At 47.8% G+C, this 14,423-nt stretch carries 11 protein-coding genes and 1 tRNA gene; 1 reads left to right on the forward strand and 11 read right to left on the reverse strand.

The window, feature by feature from the left end; all coding sequences use genetic code 11:
• Nucleotides 1-363: 363 nt before the first annotated feature.
• The 7 genes from ACTRDR_RS13975 to ACTRDR_RS14005 all read right to left on the reverse strand — a co-directional run bounded on the left by ACTRDR_RS13975 (nucleotide 364) and on the right by ACTRDR_RS14005 (nucleotide 9,112).
• Nucleotides 364-1,728, reverse strand: coding sequence for a PFL family protein (locus ACTRDR_RS13975; RefSeq protein ID WP_440528200.1), 1,365 nt, complete (start codon nucleotides 1,726-1,728; stop codon nucleotides 364-366).
• Nucleotides 1,729-1,774: 46 nt separating this feature from the next.
• Complete coding sequence (locus ACTRDR_RS13980) at nucleotides 1,775-2,047, reverse strand: ACT domain-containing protein (RefSeq protein WP_176864253.1); 273 nt, start codon at nucleotides 2,045-2,047, stop codon at nucleotides 1,775-1,777.
• Between the two features lie 251 nt (nucleotides 2,048-2,298).
• Complete coding sequence (locus ACTRDR_RS13985) at nucleotides 2,299-3,099, reverse strand: MBL fold metallo-hydrolase (protein ID WP_440528203.1); 801 nt, start codon at nucleotides 3,097-3,099, stop codon at nucleotides 2,299-2,301.
• 111 nt (nucleotides 3,100-3,210) lie between these two features.
• Nucleotides 3,211-5,436: a cell division protein FtsA gene (locus tag ACTRDR_RS13990; protein WP_440528205.1), complete on the reverse strand. Its 2,226-nt coding sequence runs from the start codon at nucleotides 5,434-5,436 to the stop codon at nucleotides 3,211-3,213.
• Nucleotides 5,424-6,029 (reverse strand): dephospho-CoA kinase, encoded by a 606-nt coding sequence (gene coaE / locus ACTRDR_RS13995; protein ID WP_440528207.1) that lies wholly within the window; start codon nucleotides 6,027-6,029, stop codon nucleotides 5,424-5,426. The genes ACTRDR_RS13990 and coaE overlap by 13 nt, the downstream gene beginning before the upstream one ends.
• A complete protein-coding gene (gene polA, locus ACTRDR_RS14000; RefSeq protein WP_440528209.1) occupies nucleotides 6,030-8,747 on the reverse strand; it encodes a DNA polymerase I in 2,718 nt (905 codons plus the stop codon).
• Between the two features lie 26 nt (nucleotides 8,748-8,773).
• A complete protein-coding gene (locus ACTRDR_RS14005; RefSeq protein ID WP_440528210.1) occupies nucleotides 8,774-9,112 on the reverse strand; it encodes a zf-HC2 domain-containing protein in 339 nt (112 codons plus the stop codon).
• Between the two features lie 159 nt (nucleotides 9,113-9,271).
• Between ACTRDR_RS14005 and ACTRDR_RS14010 the strand changes: the two genes are divergently transcribed.
• Nucleotides 9,272-9,354, forward strand: a tRNA-Leu gene (locus tag ACTRDR_RS14010).
• Nucleotides 9,355-9,727: 373 nt separating this feature from the next.
• On the opposite strand, the gene ACTRDR_RS14015 is transcribed toward ACTRDR_RS14010, so the two are convergent.
• From ACTRDR_RS14015 to ACTRDR_RS14030, 4 genes are all read right to left on the reverse strand, one after another.
• A complete protein-coding gene (locus tag ACTRDR_RS14015; RefSeq protein WP_176864265.1) occupies nucleotides 9,728-10,771 on the reverse strand; it encodes an LD-carboxypeptidase in 1,044 nt (347 codons plus the stop codon).
• Between the two features lie 113 nt (nucleotides 10,772-10,884).
• Entirely contained in the window at nucleotides 10,885-12,162 is a 1,278-nt protein-coding gene (locus ACTRDR_RS14020; protein WP_176864267.1) for a diaminopimelate decarboxylase, read from the reverse strand.
• 26 nt (nucleotides 12,163-12,188) lie between these two features.
• Nucleotides 12,189-13,172: a diaminopimelate dehydrogenase gene (locus ACTRDR_RS14025; RefSeq protein ID WP_176864269.1), complete on the reverse strand. Its 984-nt coding sequence runs from the start codon at nucleotides 13,170-13,172 to the stop codon at nucleotides 12,189-12,191.
• 76 nt (nucleotides 13,173-13,248) lie between these two features.
• On the reverse strand, nucleotides 13,249-14,004 hold the full coding sequence (locus ACTRDR_RS14030; RefSeq protein WP_440528211.1) for a TrmB family transcriptional regulator: 756 nt from the start codon (nucleotides 14,002-14,004) through the stop codon (nucleotides 13,249-13,251).
• Between the last annotated feature and the right edge of the window lie 419 nt (nucleotides 14,005-14,423).

Consider the following 14,423-nt stretch of genomic DNA (forward strand, 5'->3'; position numbering starts at 1 on the left):
TTCCACCATTTTCATTAGTTTAAGGCTGTTTTAAAGGAAACCAGTAGCCCCAATGTGAACTACGGGAATTCGATAGCATTTCTTCAGTAACTTTCTGTGGCAAGGCTCACTGACTCATCCTCTAAAGGGCAAAGAAAACTATCCTGAATAGGTCAATCATTTTCTTTCAATTTTCCCTTTTATGAGTCCTGGAGTCACGCTCTCTTTCTTTGGAAGAATCCCGTATTTTCAAGGGTTTTAGGACAAAAAAATTCCTTAGTTAGAAAAAATCTAACTAAGGAATCTATCTCTATTTCTTTTATTTTTCAGGCTATAAAAAGTTGCCTTTTCCAGAATGAGCCATATTGCCCCTGGTCACTCAATTTAGTTTTTAAAGCTATGGATGGGGGCAGGGATGCGTCCGCCACGATTGACGAAAGCATCACAGGAGAAGGTATTCACGGGCATGATCGGTGCATAGCCCAGCAGGCCTCCGAATTCTACGGTCTCTCCCACTCCTTTTCCGATGACGGGGATGATTCTCACGGCGGTTGTCTTCTGGTTCACCATACCGATGGCCATCTCATCCGCAATGATACCGGAGATGGTGGTTGCCTTGGTGTCTCCGGGGATAGCGATCATGTCCAGTCCTACGGAGCAGACACAGGTCATGGCTTCCAGCTTTTCAATGGTGAGGGCTCCCGCATTGACAGCATCGATCATTCCCTGATCTTCGCTGACGGGAATGAACGCTCCGCTTAATCCGCCGACATAAGAGGATGCCATAACACCTCCCTTTTTCACCTGATCATTCAACAGAGCAAGTGCTGCGGTGGTTCCGGGTGCTCCTGCATGCTCCAGACCGATCTCACAGAGAATATCCGCTACGCTGTCGCCGATAGCCGGGGTAGGTGCCAGAGACAGATCCACGATTCCAAAAGGGACATTTAACATCCGGGATGCTTCCTGTGCTACCAGCTGTCCCACACGGGTTACCTTGAAAGCGGTCTTTTTAATGGTCTCACAGAGAACTTCAAAATTTTCTCCGCGTACCTTCTCTAATGCAGTCTTGACAACACCGGGTCCGCTGACACCGACATTGATGATCTTGTCCGCTTCGGTCACACCGTGGAATGCACCTGCCATGAAAGGATTGTCATCCGGTGCGTTACAGAATACAACCAGCTTTGCACAGCCCAGGGAATCATCTTCCTTGGTGTACTCGGCGGTCTCCTTCACCATCTCACCCATGAGTTTGACCGCATCCATATTGATGCCGGTCTTGGTAGAGCCCAGGTTCACGGAGCTGCACACACGCTCTGTGGTGGACAGAGCCAGAGGAATGGAACGGATCAACAGTTCGTCTGCCGGAGTCATTCCCTTGCTTACCAGTGCAGAATATCCGCCAAGGAAATTCACACCCACTTCATGTGCTACTTTATCCAGGGTCTTTGCAATACTTGCAAAATCCTCAATGGTGTGGCATGCGGCGCCGCCGATCAGCGCGATGGGTGTTACGGAAATTCTCTTATTTACAATAGGAATACCAAATTCTCTGGAGATCTCCTCTCCGGTCTTCACCAGATCCTTGGATGCTTCGTAAATTTTATTGTAAATTTTCTCGTTTAATCTATTCAGATCGGAATCGATACAGTCTAACAGACTGATTCCCAGTGTGATAGTACGCACATCCAGGTTTTCTTCCTCGATCATTTTGTTGGTCTCTGTTACTTCATATAAATTGATCATTACGGCTCCTTCTGCCCTTCGGGTCTTTATTATTTATCGTGGGGCATCAGATACGATGCATCTTATCAAAAATCTCTTCCTTCTGACATTTGATCACTACGCCGATCTCTTCTCCGAGAGCAGCCAGTTCATCTGCCATGTCACCAAAAGTCTTCTGCATCTGATTGGTGTCAACGATCATCATCATATTGAAATATCCCTGCACGATGGTCTGGGAAATATCCAGGATATTGATGCCGTTCTCCGCAAGATAGGTACATACCTTTGCGATAATGCCTACTGTGTCCTTACCAACTACCGTAATAATTGTTTTTTTCATAATCGCCCTCATTTTCCGCATGATTTCATGCTATTATTTCTATCTATATTTCTATCTATTAAACTACACTTTGTTACATTTTGCAACCTTAAGTTCCGCCTATGGGCATATCGGACGCACAAATCAAACTTTCACGATTTTGTGAACGAATACGTTCATGCACTAAGCGCCAATCTATGAGCAAAGTTAATCACGAAGCGACGTAAAAGCATGCTAACGCGACTTTGCGAATGGTGCGGGCTGAAACGTAGTTAAGCAATATTGATGACCGGTGATACATTACTTCTGTCCGCCACCATCATCCGGAAGTCCTCCGCCCGGTAAGGATTCTCTCCCATGGTGATCTCCATACGGACCGCCTCATAGGCCAGCTCAGGAAGATTGTTTTCCTTGCTCAAATGCCCTAACACAATAGCCTGTAACTTATCATGTAAAATACGACAAAGGAGCTTTCCGGAATTCTCATTGGACAGGTGCCCTCTCTCCCCTAAGATTCTCTGTTTTAAATAATAAGGATAAGGACCTACCTGCAGCATCTTCACATCGTGATTGGCTTCTATGAGCAGCGCATCCATTCCCTTCAGGCACTCCACGGTGTAATCGTTATACACACCCAGATCCGTACAGATTCCGACTTTTTTATTCCCATATGCAATGCGATACCCCACAGGCTGTGCCGCATCGTGGGAGATCTTCATGGGATTCACGGTCAGATCCTTGATGGTCAGTTTCACAGCTTCCTTCACCTCATGGAACAGTTCCGGATCGATCTTCCCAAGATTTCCCATCTTCTGAATTTCTTTCAAAGTCCCGGGAGTCGCATAGATGGGCACATCGTATTTTCTTGCCATGACCCCTAAACCAGCCACATGATCCATATGTTCGTGGGTCACCAGGATACCGTCTAAATCTCGGCCGGTCAGTCCCAGACTGTTCAGTCCTGCTTCCGCCTTTTTCCCACTGATTCCCACATCCACCAGCAGATGCGTGGCTTCCGATCCTACATAAATACAGTTGCCGCTGCTGCCGCTGGCAATACTACATAATCTCATAACTTCTTAATCTCTTTTCTATTTTATAGCTGTTATTTCTTAGCACATATCTTTAATCTTAATATCTTTTGTCTTGCATCTTTTATCTTTCGTCTTTTATCTTAACATCTTTTATCTCATATTTTTCCAGTAGATCTCGATCACATCTCCCTCTGACAGAGGTTCCATGTACTGTGCCGGTCGACCGTTTAAGTTCGTCACGATGGATCTGCCTGCGGATGCGGAAGTTCCCAGGTCAAAATCAATATAGTCAAATACGTCCACAAATACGTAGGAAGCCTTCCCCTGCATGGTGATGGAGGTATGGTTTACGATTACCGTCAGGGGATGCGGAAGCTGTGTCGTCACATCATCTGTTCTATCTGCTGCCGCAGTCTGTGTTTCCTGATCCTTTCCTGCTTCTCCTGCCACAGTCTCTGCCTTCTGTATCAGGGATACTCCTTCACGCGCATTCTCTGTTTCCTGCTTCTTTCCCGCTTCTCCTGCCACAATCTCTGCCTTCTGCATCACAGACCCTTCTCTATGAGCATTCTCTTCCATGTCCGCATCCGGCAGATCCGCATAAGTACCTTGTGCAAGCGCCTTCTCCATATTCCAGCTTACGGTGAAATGCTCATAGACTCTGGTATCCGGTCGTGCCGCTGTGTCGTTGACTTTAATATCCTCACCCAGAGGTACATCCAGAAATTCCGCGATCTCTTTTACCGTATAGGAATTCTGAATCCGTATATCGTCGTTTGATCTGATCCGGTAAAATTCATTCTCTCTGTGTCCGTTGACCTCTGCTGTCTTGGGCAGGCTGATCTGCCTGCCGTTCACATAGACCTGCAGGGCATCGCCCAGTTCCGGAAGCTTTCCAATCTCCAGTACCGCCGGTTCTCCTTCGGTGGAAGGAGTGACCACGATACGGTCTCCGTTATGTACCCGGGTATACATGTCCGCTTCGTTCCCGTTGACCCGGATGACTGCTGCCTCTCCCTGCTCACCCCGCACCATCCGTGTTTTGCCATTGATCGTAAACAGCAGGGCTTCTCCTTTTCTGGGGAACAGCTGATCGTTGGGGAACTGCATCTGCATGGCAGCATCCGTCACAGATAATTTTCCGTTATCATAGAGCTTTACCCGCTCTCCGTTGAATTCCACGAAGATAAAATTATTGCTCTGCACATAATAGCTTAAACAGATACCGATGGGGGTCACCATCATGGCATCTTTTCTGGCATTTTCCAGTTCAAATACGATGGACTGCATGACTTCCTGTCCACGGATCGCCACACGCTCTTTCACAATACCCAGTTTCTCTGCCAGCTTCTCCGTATAGCCGGGTACCATACCGCCACCGCCTACGACAAACACCGCACTGACCGGCTTGTCACCGTTTAGTTCCTTGATCGTATCGGATACCAGCTGCGTCATCCGTTCAATCTCGGAATCCAACAGTTCCAGCACTTCGTCCGCTTTGATCGTCTGGGGCAGGCCCATGATGTCTTCGTATTCGATAGTCTCCTGGGTCCGGCATTTTCTCTTGATCTGCTCTGCCATCTCGAATTCCACGAGACAGTGCTGCACCAGAATATCCGTCAGGCTGTCACCGGCTACAGGGATCATGCCGTAAGCCGTGATCGTTCCCTCTTTGGTAATGGAAATATCGCTGGTGCCCGCACCCACATCCACCAGTGCCATGTTTAACATACGGAATTTTTCCGGAATTGCCACCTGGATCGCCGCAATAGGCTCCAATGTCAGATTCGCCACATGCAGACCCGCCAGTTCCACAGCCTTATACAGACCGTCCACCACATCATCCGGCAAAAAGGTAGCGATCAGATCCACCGCTATGGTTTTCGCCTTGTGTCCTTCCAGATTTCCCATCTGATAACCGTTCATATAATAACGCATGGCAGTATAACCGACGCAATAGAACTTCATATCCGTATCGGTGTTGCTGTTTTGGAATTCCTCGTATGCTTTTTCCACACCCATGGTACACAGGGAATACACATCCTCCTGCGTGATCTCCCGGTCGCTCTCAAAGCTGTGCTCTACATAGGTGGTAACAGTGCGCAGCACACGACCTGCAGCTGCGATACACACTTCTGTAAGTTCTCTGCCCAGATCCTCTTCCAGCTGTTCCTTCACCCTTGAAATGGTCTCTCCCACCTTACCGATGTCATGGATCTGTCCGTCCAACATGGCTCTGGTCTCATGCTCTCTGGAGCGCTGCGCCAGCACATGGAATTTCCCGCCATTTAAGTATCCTACCGTACCTACGATGCTTCGCGTACCAATATCCAGTCCGAATACCAGCTGTCCCTGTTTTTCTTTTACTCCCTCCATGTATACGCCTCCAGTTTCTGTCTGATCTGTCTGTAGCTAGCTTCCAGACTGTCACTGTTATCAATGACAAAATTGCTGTGCTTGCGGAATTCTTCCTCCGAAAGCTGTGATGTTATGATCCTCTCGATCTTCTCCTGGGTATAGCCACGACTCTTAGAAAGTCTCCTTCTGCGGACATCCTCTCTGGCATAGACATACCACATTTCATCCACAATCTTCTCATACCCACTCTCGATCAAAAGCGCCGCTTCCACGAAAAACAGTTCCACATCGCCCCGGGTCTTCGCTTCCTCCAGCCGGTCTGCCAGATATTTTTTCACTGCCGGGTGAATGATGGCATTGACCTGTTCCAATAATGCGGGATCTGCGAAAATTTTCGCCGCCATTGCGGGCTTATCGATCTGTCCGTCCGCTGCGAGGATTTCCTCTCCTAAAAGTGCCACCAGTGCACGGTACCCCTCGGTTCCCGGTTCCTTGACCTTATGACCGATCTCATCTGCCAGATAGATCTCACATTTATAATGTTGTCCGATGTATTTTAAGATTTCTGTTTTCCCGGCACCTACGCCGCCGGTGATTCCTATAAAACGCATTTATTTCGCCTCATACCAGTTGCTTCCTGTGTGCAGATCAATCTCCAGTGTCACTGCCAGATCTGCCGCAGACTTCATATTTTCCGTAAGGATCTTGCGTACTCTTGCTTCCTCATCCTGCGCAGTCTCGATCAACAGTTCATCGTGCACCTGCAGGATCAGACGGGATTTTAAGCCTTCGTCTTTCAATGCTTTCCATACTTTGATCATGGCGATCTTGATAATGTCCGCCGCCGTTCCCTGAATGGGGGCATTCATTGCCACACGTTCCCCAAAGGACCGCTGCATGAAATTCGAGGAAGAAAGCTCGGGAATCGGGCGTCTTCTGCCGAACATGGTCTCCGTATAGCCCTTCTCCTTTGCATCCGCCACCAGTTTGTCAATGAATTCCTTCACCTTCGGATAAGTGGCAAAATACTGTTCGATATACTGCGCCGCTTCCTTTTTGCTGATGCTTAAATCCTGACTCAATCCAAAGGAGCTGATGCCGTAGACAATGCCAAAATTGACTGCCTTGGCATTGCGGCGTTGCAGATCCGTGACCTCCTCAAAAGGAGTATGGAATACCTTGGATGCCGTGATCCTATGAATATCCTCTTCCTGTCTGTATGCATCGATCAGCTGTTCATCACCGGACATATGTGCCAGCACGCGAAGCTCGATCTGGGAATAATCCGCATCCATGAATTCGTAGCCTTGCCTCGGTACAAATACCTTGCGGATCTGTCTGCCCAGTTCCATACGCATGGGAATGTTCTGTAAGTTCGGCTCCGTAGAACTGATACGCCCCGTAGCGGTGATGGTCTGGTTGAAATTCGTATGGATCCTGTCGTCCTCTTCGATGAAAGCAGCCAGTCCGTCCGCATAGGTGGATTTTAATTTGGTCAGGCCTCTGTACTCCAGAATATCCCGGACGATGGGGTAATCCGCCGACAGCTTCTCCAGTACATCCGCCGCCGTGGAATAGCCGGTCTTTGTCTTTTTGCCACCGGGGATCTGCAGAGTCTCAAACAATACCTCTCCTAACTGCTTGGGGGAATTGATGTTAAATTCCGTTCCCGCCTGCGCATGAATGGACTCCTCCAGTTCCTCGATCCTTGCTACCAGTGCATCACCGTACGCTTTCAGTTCCTCTCTCTTCACTGCGACACCCTCTTTTTGCATGTCGTACAGCACCAGAGAAAGGGGCATCTCCATCTCTTCCATGAGACGCTTCATGCCTGCTGCCTCCAGCTTGTCCTCCAGAACCTTTTTGCTCTTACGGGAGATATAGGCTCCGTAGCAGGCATATTCCATGGCTTTCCCTGGCTCCTCTAAAGCAAGCGTCCGGAAATCTCTCTTGCCGAATATTTCTGCTCTTCCGGGGATCAGAATGCCCAAATGCTCGGAAGCAATAGCTTCCAGATCATAATCATTTTTCAGAGGATTTAACAGGTATGCTGCGATCAGCACATCAAAATACTGCTTCGTGCCGCTGCGGTCTAAATAGTCATACTGTCTCTTCACATCAAAGGTAGCGATCTGTATGTTGTCCCCTGCAGAAAGCTCCTGTAAAGCAGCTGTAATCTCCGCGGTATCATCCACCGGCTCCACAGTTTCCACAAACAGGCTCAACTGTCCTTCCGGTTCCTTTTCATGGGTCAGAGCGTAAAATACGGTCTCCTCATCAGACACCGACAGTGCCACTCCTAAGAGTTCTTCCTTCTTCGTATTCGCATCCGCAGGCTCCGTGATCAGCCACAGACCGATCTCTTCCTGTTTTTTTACTTTTTTCAGATATTTTAAAAATTCCGCTTTGTCTTCGATCTGCCGGAAACTTTCTGCAATCTTGCTGTCGTTGGCAGCGGCCTCTTTTTCAAATCTTCCCAGCAGATTTTTGAATTCCAGTCGTTTACACAGGGTGTAGGCTTCCGGGGTATAAAAGCCTTCCGCTTTCGCCTGTTCATAATCCAGCTGTAATTCACAGTCCGTCCTGATGGTTGCCAGGGTCTTACTTAGCTCCGCCAGATCCTTATGCTCGATCAGGGATTCTCTGATACTTTTTTTCGGGATCTCTTCCACATGAGCATAAATATTGTCTAAGGAGCCGTACTCCACCATCAGCGCCTGGGCAGTCTTCTCTCCCACCTTCGGCACGCCGGGAATATTGTCGGCAGTATCTCCCATCAACGCTTTCAGTTCGATAAACTGTAACGGTGTCACCCGATAAGCGGCTTTTACATCCGTTGCATAATAATCCTCTATCTCCGTTCTGCCCTGCTTCGTCTTCGGAATACGGATCTTGATATGATCCGTGGCGATCTGCAGCAGGTCTCTGTCTCCGGAGACTAAGGATACTTCCATGCCTGCCTGCTCCGCTTTCTTCGCCAGTGTTCCTAAGATATCATCTGCTTCCAGTCCCGCCTGCTCCATGATGGTGATGTGCATTGCCTTCAGTACTTCCTTCATGACGGGCACCTGCTCCCGCAGTTCCTCGGGCATAGGCTTTCTCGTCCCCTTGTAGGCTTCGTACATCTGATGGCGGAAAGTCGGTGCATGGACGTCAAAAGCAACCGCCAGGTACTCCGGTTTTTCCTCCTCCAAGATCTTAAACATAATATTTAAAAAGCCATAGACAGCGTTCGTATGCAATCCTTCTGCATTACTTAAATCCGGCACTCCGTAAAAGGCCCTGTTCAATATGCTGTGTCCGTCGATCAATACCAGTTTCTGACTCATAATCTCTCTATCCTATCCTGTTTTATTTAAGAAATGATCCAGCCTAAAAATCCCATCAGGAAGATCACTGTCAGTACCTCCAACACGGCTCCCGTCTTCATAAAAGCCATATGGAATTTCATCTTGCGCTTTGCCTCCAAAAGACGCACTTCCAGTTCCTTCTGTAAGTCAAAGGCATCTCCGTCTTCCAGACGCTGCATACCTTCCGTTACCAAAAACTGAATCACCAGTTCTTCCTTACATCCGGGACATTTTTCCATATGCTCCCCGAATTCCTGCAGGGTTAAAAAATCCAGTTTCCCGGAAATAAAATCAGGAATATTTTTTTCAAATTCTTTGCAATTCATGCTTCCACCATATCCCAAAGGACCCTTCTACAAGTTGCGTCCCCGTATACTCATACACTTCTACTATACAACATCTTGTGGAAAAAGACTAGAAAAATAGTATACATATTCCGGAAAAAAAGTCTTGTCAACCCATTTAATCTATGATAAGATAATCTCTGTTGTGAGTGTTTGAATGCCGGCGTGTCGGAATGGCAGACGAGGCAGACTCAAAATCTGTTGGTGGCAACACCGTATGGGTTCAAGTCCCATTGCCGGCAGTCAGCGCAGAATCAATATGATTCTGCGCTTTCTTTTTTCCTTTTTATACTCGAATCTTATTTCCTGCTTTTTCCATTTTTTTGCCAATCATCTCCTATGGATAAATTGTTACAAAATTGTTACAATCCATTTGTGCTTAGCTAACACAGACGTAACCGGACACCATGCAACAGGAAAAGGAGGAAGAAAGTATGTGTTTCAGATTCATTAACTGTTCTCAGTGGTTGAATGCATTCTGCGGCTACTTCAATTTCGGCTGCTAATATCGTTTTCAACGAATAGAGCGTGCCCCTGGCGCGCAACCGCAAAAAGGCTCTTCCTCCCGGGATGAGCCTTTTTATTTCTATACCATTTATGAAAATTTATACGTTTTTACCGGTAGTCATAACGAATGGTAATATCATTGTCACATACCCTTACTTCCGCAAGGCTTCCGGTGACGATGGGCATCATCGGTGCCAGATGTCCAAGATCCACGTCCATGATCACAGGTACATTCTTCTCTCCCGCCACAGCGAGGATTGCCTGATACTGATCCAGTCCCATCATCTCCTGTCCAAAACACAAGGGCCTGCCGATCAGGAAGCCTTTAACATACTGAAACCACCCTGCTTCCTCCATCTGCCACATGGCTCTGCGGATAGCGAAAACATTCAGATCACAGGATTCTAAGAACCAGATGATTCCGTCCTCTTTATATTTTTCCAGAAAATCCTTCGTCCTGTCAAACCGGGTTCCCAACAGATTCACCAGACAGTCCATGCAGCCACCTAATAATCTGCCGGAAAAGCAGATCTTCTGATCCTCTCCTGCTGCCTGTCTTCCAAGATAATTTTTCAGCACTCTGGGCTCTGTGGTGTTATATGGTAATAAAGGCTGTTCTTCGTTTTTCAGGGATTCTTTTTCCCATTTATCATACCCGTGCACCTCTTTGGTCTCTCCGGTAAGTATTCCGAAAGTGTCTTTTAAGGATGCATGCCAGGGCTCCATGCCGAAAGCCGCCGCGCAGGGACCGTAGACGGACGCGGTATCGCAGATGGTTGCCAGCAGGTAGGTCATGTTGGTATTGTCGGAATAGCCCAGGTACCACTTCGGATCTGCTGCCCGCAGACGGTCAAAATCCACATGACTCATGGTCTCACACATCAGTTCGCCGCCACCGCAGGAGATCAGGCAGTCATTATCCGGACTGCAATAATAGTCCGTCAGCTCCTGTCCGCATTTTTCGGGCGTATTGCTGATGCCGATGCCTTCTCCCGCATAACAGTTGGGACCAGGCTGTAATTGATATCCCAGTTCACGGAACTTTTTCTGTGCATTACCAAATGCACTGTAATAAGGTTCTATCTGACAGCCAAAAGAAGGGGCCACGAATCCGATGGTCCCTCCCTGCTGTATATTTTTCGGATATTTCATTGCTTTGTATCCTCCTATATATACTATGCATATTCGACTTCTCCATGCTCTGCACTCCCGAAATCGCAACGTCCATTCGCATTCCGGGCTATCGTCCTTCCTATGGTTAAGTGTTATGCGTCAAAGTCAATCTTGTTATATATGTCGAAGCAGTCAAAGGTTGCAAAGTAATCCTTCGGTGTCTCAGCACGACGGATCAGTTCCACACTGCCGTCCTCTTTCAGCAGAAGCTCTGCGGATTTCAACTTACCGTTGTAATTGTAACCCATGGCAAAACCGTGTGCACCGGTGTCGTGGATAGCGATATAATCTCCGATGTCGATCTTCGGCAGCATCCGGTCGATGGCAAACTTATCATTGTTCTCGCACAGGGAACCTGTCACATCGTACTTATGGTCGCAGGGCTCATTCTCCTTGCCCAGCACGGTAATATGATGGTATGCTCCATACATGGCAGGACGCATCAGGTTCACGGCACAGGCATCCACACCGATGTATTCCTTGTGGGTATGCTTCTCATGAATCACCTGGGTTACCAGATGTCCGTAAGGCGCCATCATGTATCTGCCAAGCTCTGTGTAAATTGCAACATCACCCATACCGGCAGGTACCAGAACCTCCTCGTATACCTTACGCACGCCTTCGCCGATGGCCCGGATATCGTTAGGCTCCTGATCCGGACGGTAAGGAATACCGATACCACCGGACAGATTGATGAAGGTGATATGCGCGCCGGTCTCTTCCTTCAGCTTGACAGCAAGCTCGAACAGTTCTCTCGCCAGCGTGGGATAATAGTCATTTGTTACCGTATTGCTGGCAAGGAAGGAATGAATACCGAAATTCTCCACGCCCTTTGCCTTCAGGATCTTATATCCCTCGAACATCTGCTCCGTGGTAAAGCCGTACTTGGCATCTCCCGGATTGTCCATGATGTTATTACTGATGGAAAAATATCCGCCGGGATTGTAACGGCAGCTTAAGGTCTTGGGCAGATAACCGATGGTCTTCTCCAAAAAATCGATATGCGTGATGTCGTCCAGATTGATGGTAGCACCGATTTTTGCCGCATATTCAAATTCATGGGCCGGAGTATCGTTAGAGGAGAACATAATGTCCTCTCCTTTTACACCCATGGCATTGCTAAGCATCAGCTCTGTCAGAGAGGAACAGTCACATCCGCAGCCATATTCTCTCAAAATATTGATCAGAAACGGGTTGGGAGTCGCCTTCACTGCAAAAAACTCCTTGTACCCCTTATTCCATGCAAATGCTTCTTTCAGTGCTTTTGCATTCTCACGGATTCCCTTTTCATCATAGATATGAAACGGTGTAGGATATTTTTCTGCAATCTTTTCGATCATATCTTTGGTAACAAATGCCTTTTTTTCCATAAGTATCTCCTCTAAATCTATATTTATTACAATAAAGTACTTCTCATCTCTTCCGGAGTCAAAGTGCTTAAATATGCGGGTGCCACATCAAATACAGTCTTGCAGCCCTTCTGGCCTTCCTGATTCATGCGGTAAGCTGCTCTTGCATAAGCAGTCAGTACGCAGGAAGTGAACTCCGGGTTGGAATCCAGCTTCAAGCTGTACTCAATCACATGATCATGCTCACCGTTTAAGCCGGTCTTGCCGGTACGCAATACAAAGCCTCCGTGAGGAATGCCTGCATGGTCTCTCTGTAACTCTTCCTCAGTGATGAAATGTACGGTGGTATCATAATCTGCAAAATAGTTGGGCATGGTCTTGATCTGCTCTTCGATCTGTGCCTTGTCTGCGCCCACTTCTGCTACGACGAAACACTCTCTGGTGTGCTTCTGTCTGGTGGTCAATACCGGATTTTCACAGTTTCTGACAGCTTCCAGTGCGGCTTCTACGGGAATGGTATACTGCTTGGCGTCCTTAACACCGGGGATACGGCGGATTGCGTCGGAATGTCCCTGACTGACACCCTTACCCCAGAAAGTATAATCACTGCCGTCTCTTAAAATTGCGTTGGCATACAGTCTGTTCAGAGAGAACATACCGGGATCCCAGCCTACGGAGATCATGGCTACCTTGCCGCCTTCCTTAGCAGCAGCATCTACCTGTGCAAAATGCTCGGGGATCTTCGCATGGGTATCAAAGCTGTCTACCACGTTAAAATATTTTGCATACTCTGCAGTCTGTTTCGGCAGATCGGTGGCGGAACCTCCACACAGCACCAGGACATCGATCTTGTCCTGCATGGACAGTAACTGGTCTGCGTTGTATACTTTCACATCTGTTAATGTCTTCACTGTGGAAGGATCTCTTCTGGTGAATACTGCCACCAGCTCCATGTCATCGTTCTGTTTTACTGCACATTCCATTCCTCTTCCTAAATTACCATAACCTAAAATTGCGACTCTGATACTCATTTTCTATCCCTTTCTTTTTATCCTTTTATTGGAACACCTTTTCCCTTCTTCCACTCGGGAAAAGTGTTGTCGGCATTTAATGATTTGTGATCCTGATCAGAGCAATTTCATTACGCATAGCGTCCTTAAATACTCTGACAAAGTTCTTCTGCCCGCTGTAGAGACAGGCATCACCACTCTTCCCGGTCACCGTACCGGTGAGAATGTACTCGGAATCTATGATGAGACGGATCTGATCTGACCGTTGTTCCTCTTCCTCCGGCTCTCTGAAATGCTCCGGAACGAGGTACTCTATGATCCCGGACTTTAATTCTGTATCTTCCGGAAACAATTCTCTGTTATCCTCCGAGATCAGTACTACCTTTTTCCCGGCAGCCACCAGCGCTGCAATCTCCGTTTTCCATGCTTCGAGGAATTCTCCACAGGCAGAAAAGTAGATCCGCATCTGTGCATCCTGCAGCATATGCCGGAGCCTGTCACAGATATGATCGTACCCTTCGATGGTAATATAGCCTTCCCTAGGCAGGGACTTCTTCGGTCCGCCGGCGATCAGTGCATTTCTCACTCCCGTCAGATAACGAAGTCTGTTGTCACAGTACTCTTCTAACGATACCGCAAGATATTTAGAAGCACTGCCTTCGATCACATAAGCGGCACCATGTTCCACTAAAGATGCCAGGCCATTATATACATTCGACCGGGAGATCCCCGTCAGCTTCGCCACTTCATATCCGGTCAGTTCTTCATTCTGAAGAAGGCACAGATAGATCGCAGCCTCCTGCCTGCTCAGTCCGAACAGGGTAAGTTGTTCTATGATTGCCGCTTCTTCCATAGATGCTCCTTTAGTAGTTCTTTACAGGAACACTATAGTAAGGATTCTTTATTTTGTCAATAGGGGAAATGATTATTGAGAAAAGATGTCAGTAACTTGAGAGTTACGCGTGCAATGAGCCGCGCATAGGCATAGTGAAGACAGCGATGGGCGCTTGCGCACAAATCGCTGTCTTTACTTATGCCGTGATGCGGCGAACGCCGCGATATGAAATAAGATTGGCAGCGTTTTTTGCTGACAATCTTATGAATAGCGTGGCTCATTGCAGAGAACTGCCAATAAATGTGGAGCGCCCTTTGCGACACATTTATGAATTGAGTGCATGGCTCGTAACGTAGGGTTGCCGTAGACCGGACGAACGCCCACGGCGGACGGGACATCCTTCCTCGATGTAAGGTCTCCCGGTGGGAATTTTCTGA

The organism is Simiaoa sp., assembly GCF_051972595.1.
GTDB lineage: Bacteria > Bacillota > Clostridia > Lachnospirales > Lachnospiraceae > Acetatifactor > Acetatifactor hominis.

What these genes read in the sequence shown, in the direction of transcription:
- ACTRDR_RS13975 (WP_440528200.1), bottom strand. Translation starts at nt 1,728, where the DNA reads ATGATCAATTTATATGAAGTAACAGAGACCAACAAAATGATCGAGGAA.
- ACTRDR_RS13980 (WP_176864253.1), bottom strand. Translation starts at nt 2,047, where the DNA reads ATGAAAAAAACAATTATTACGGTAGTTGGTAAGGACACAGTAGGCATT.
- ACTRDR_RS13985 (WP_440528203.1), bottom strand. Translation starts at nt 3,099, where the DNA reads ATGAGATTATGTAGTATTGCCAGCGGCAGCAGCGGCAACTGTATTTAT.
- ACTRDR_RS13990 (WP_440528205.1), bottom strand. Translation starts at nt 5,436, where the DNA reads ATGGAGGGAGTAAAAGAAAAACAGGGACAGCTGGTATTCGGACTGGAT.
- coaE (WP_440528207.1), bottom strand. Translation starts at nt 6,029, where the DNA reads ATGCGTTTTATAGGAATCACCGGCGGCGTAGGTGCCGGGAAAACAGAA.
- polA (WP_440528209.1), bottom strand. Translation starts at nt 8,747, where the DNA reads ATGAGTCAGAAACTGGTATTGATCGACGGACACAGCATATTGAACAGG.
- ACTRDR_RS14015 (WP_176864265.1), bottom strand. Translation starts at nt 10,771, where the DNA reads ATGAAATATCCGAAAAATATACAGCAGGGAGGGACCATCGGATTCGTG.
- ACTRDR_RS14020 (WP_176864267.1), bottom strand. Translation starts at nt 12,162, where the DNA reads ATGGAAAAAAAGGCATTTGTTACCAAAGATATGATCGAAAAGATTGCA.
- ACTRDR_RS14025 (WP_176864269.1), bottom strand. Translation starts at nt 13,172, where the DNA reads ATGAGTATCAGAGTCGCAATTTTAGGTTATGGTAATTTAGGAAGAGGA.
- ACTRDR_RS14030 (WP_440528211.1), bottom strand. Translation starts at nt 14,004, where the DNA reads ATGGAAGAAGCGGCAATCATAGAACAACTTACCCTGTTCGGACTGAGC.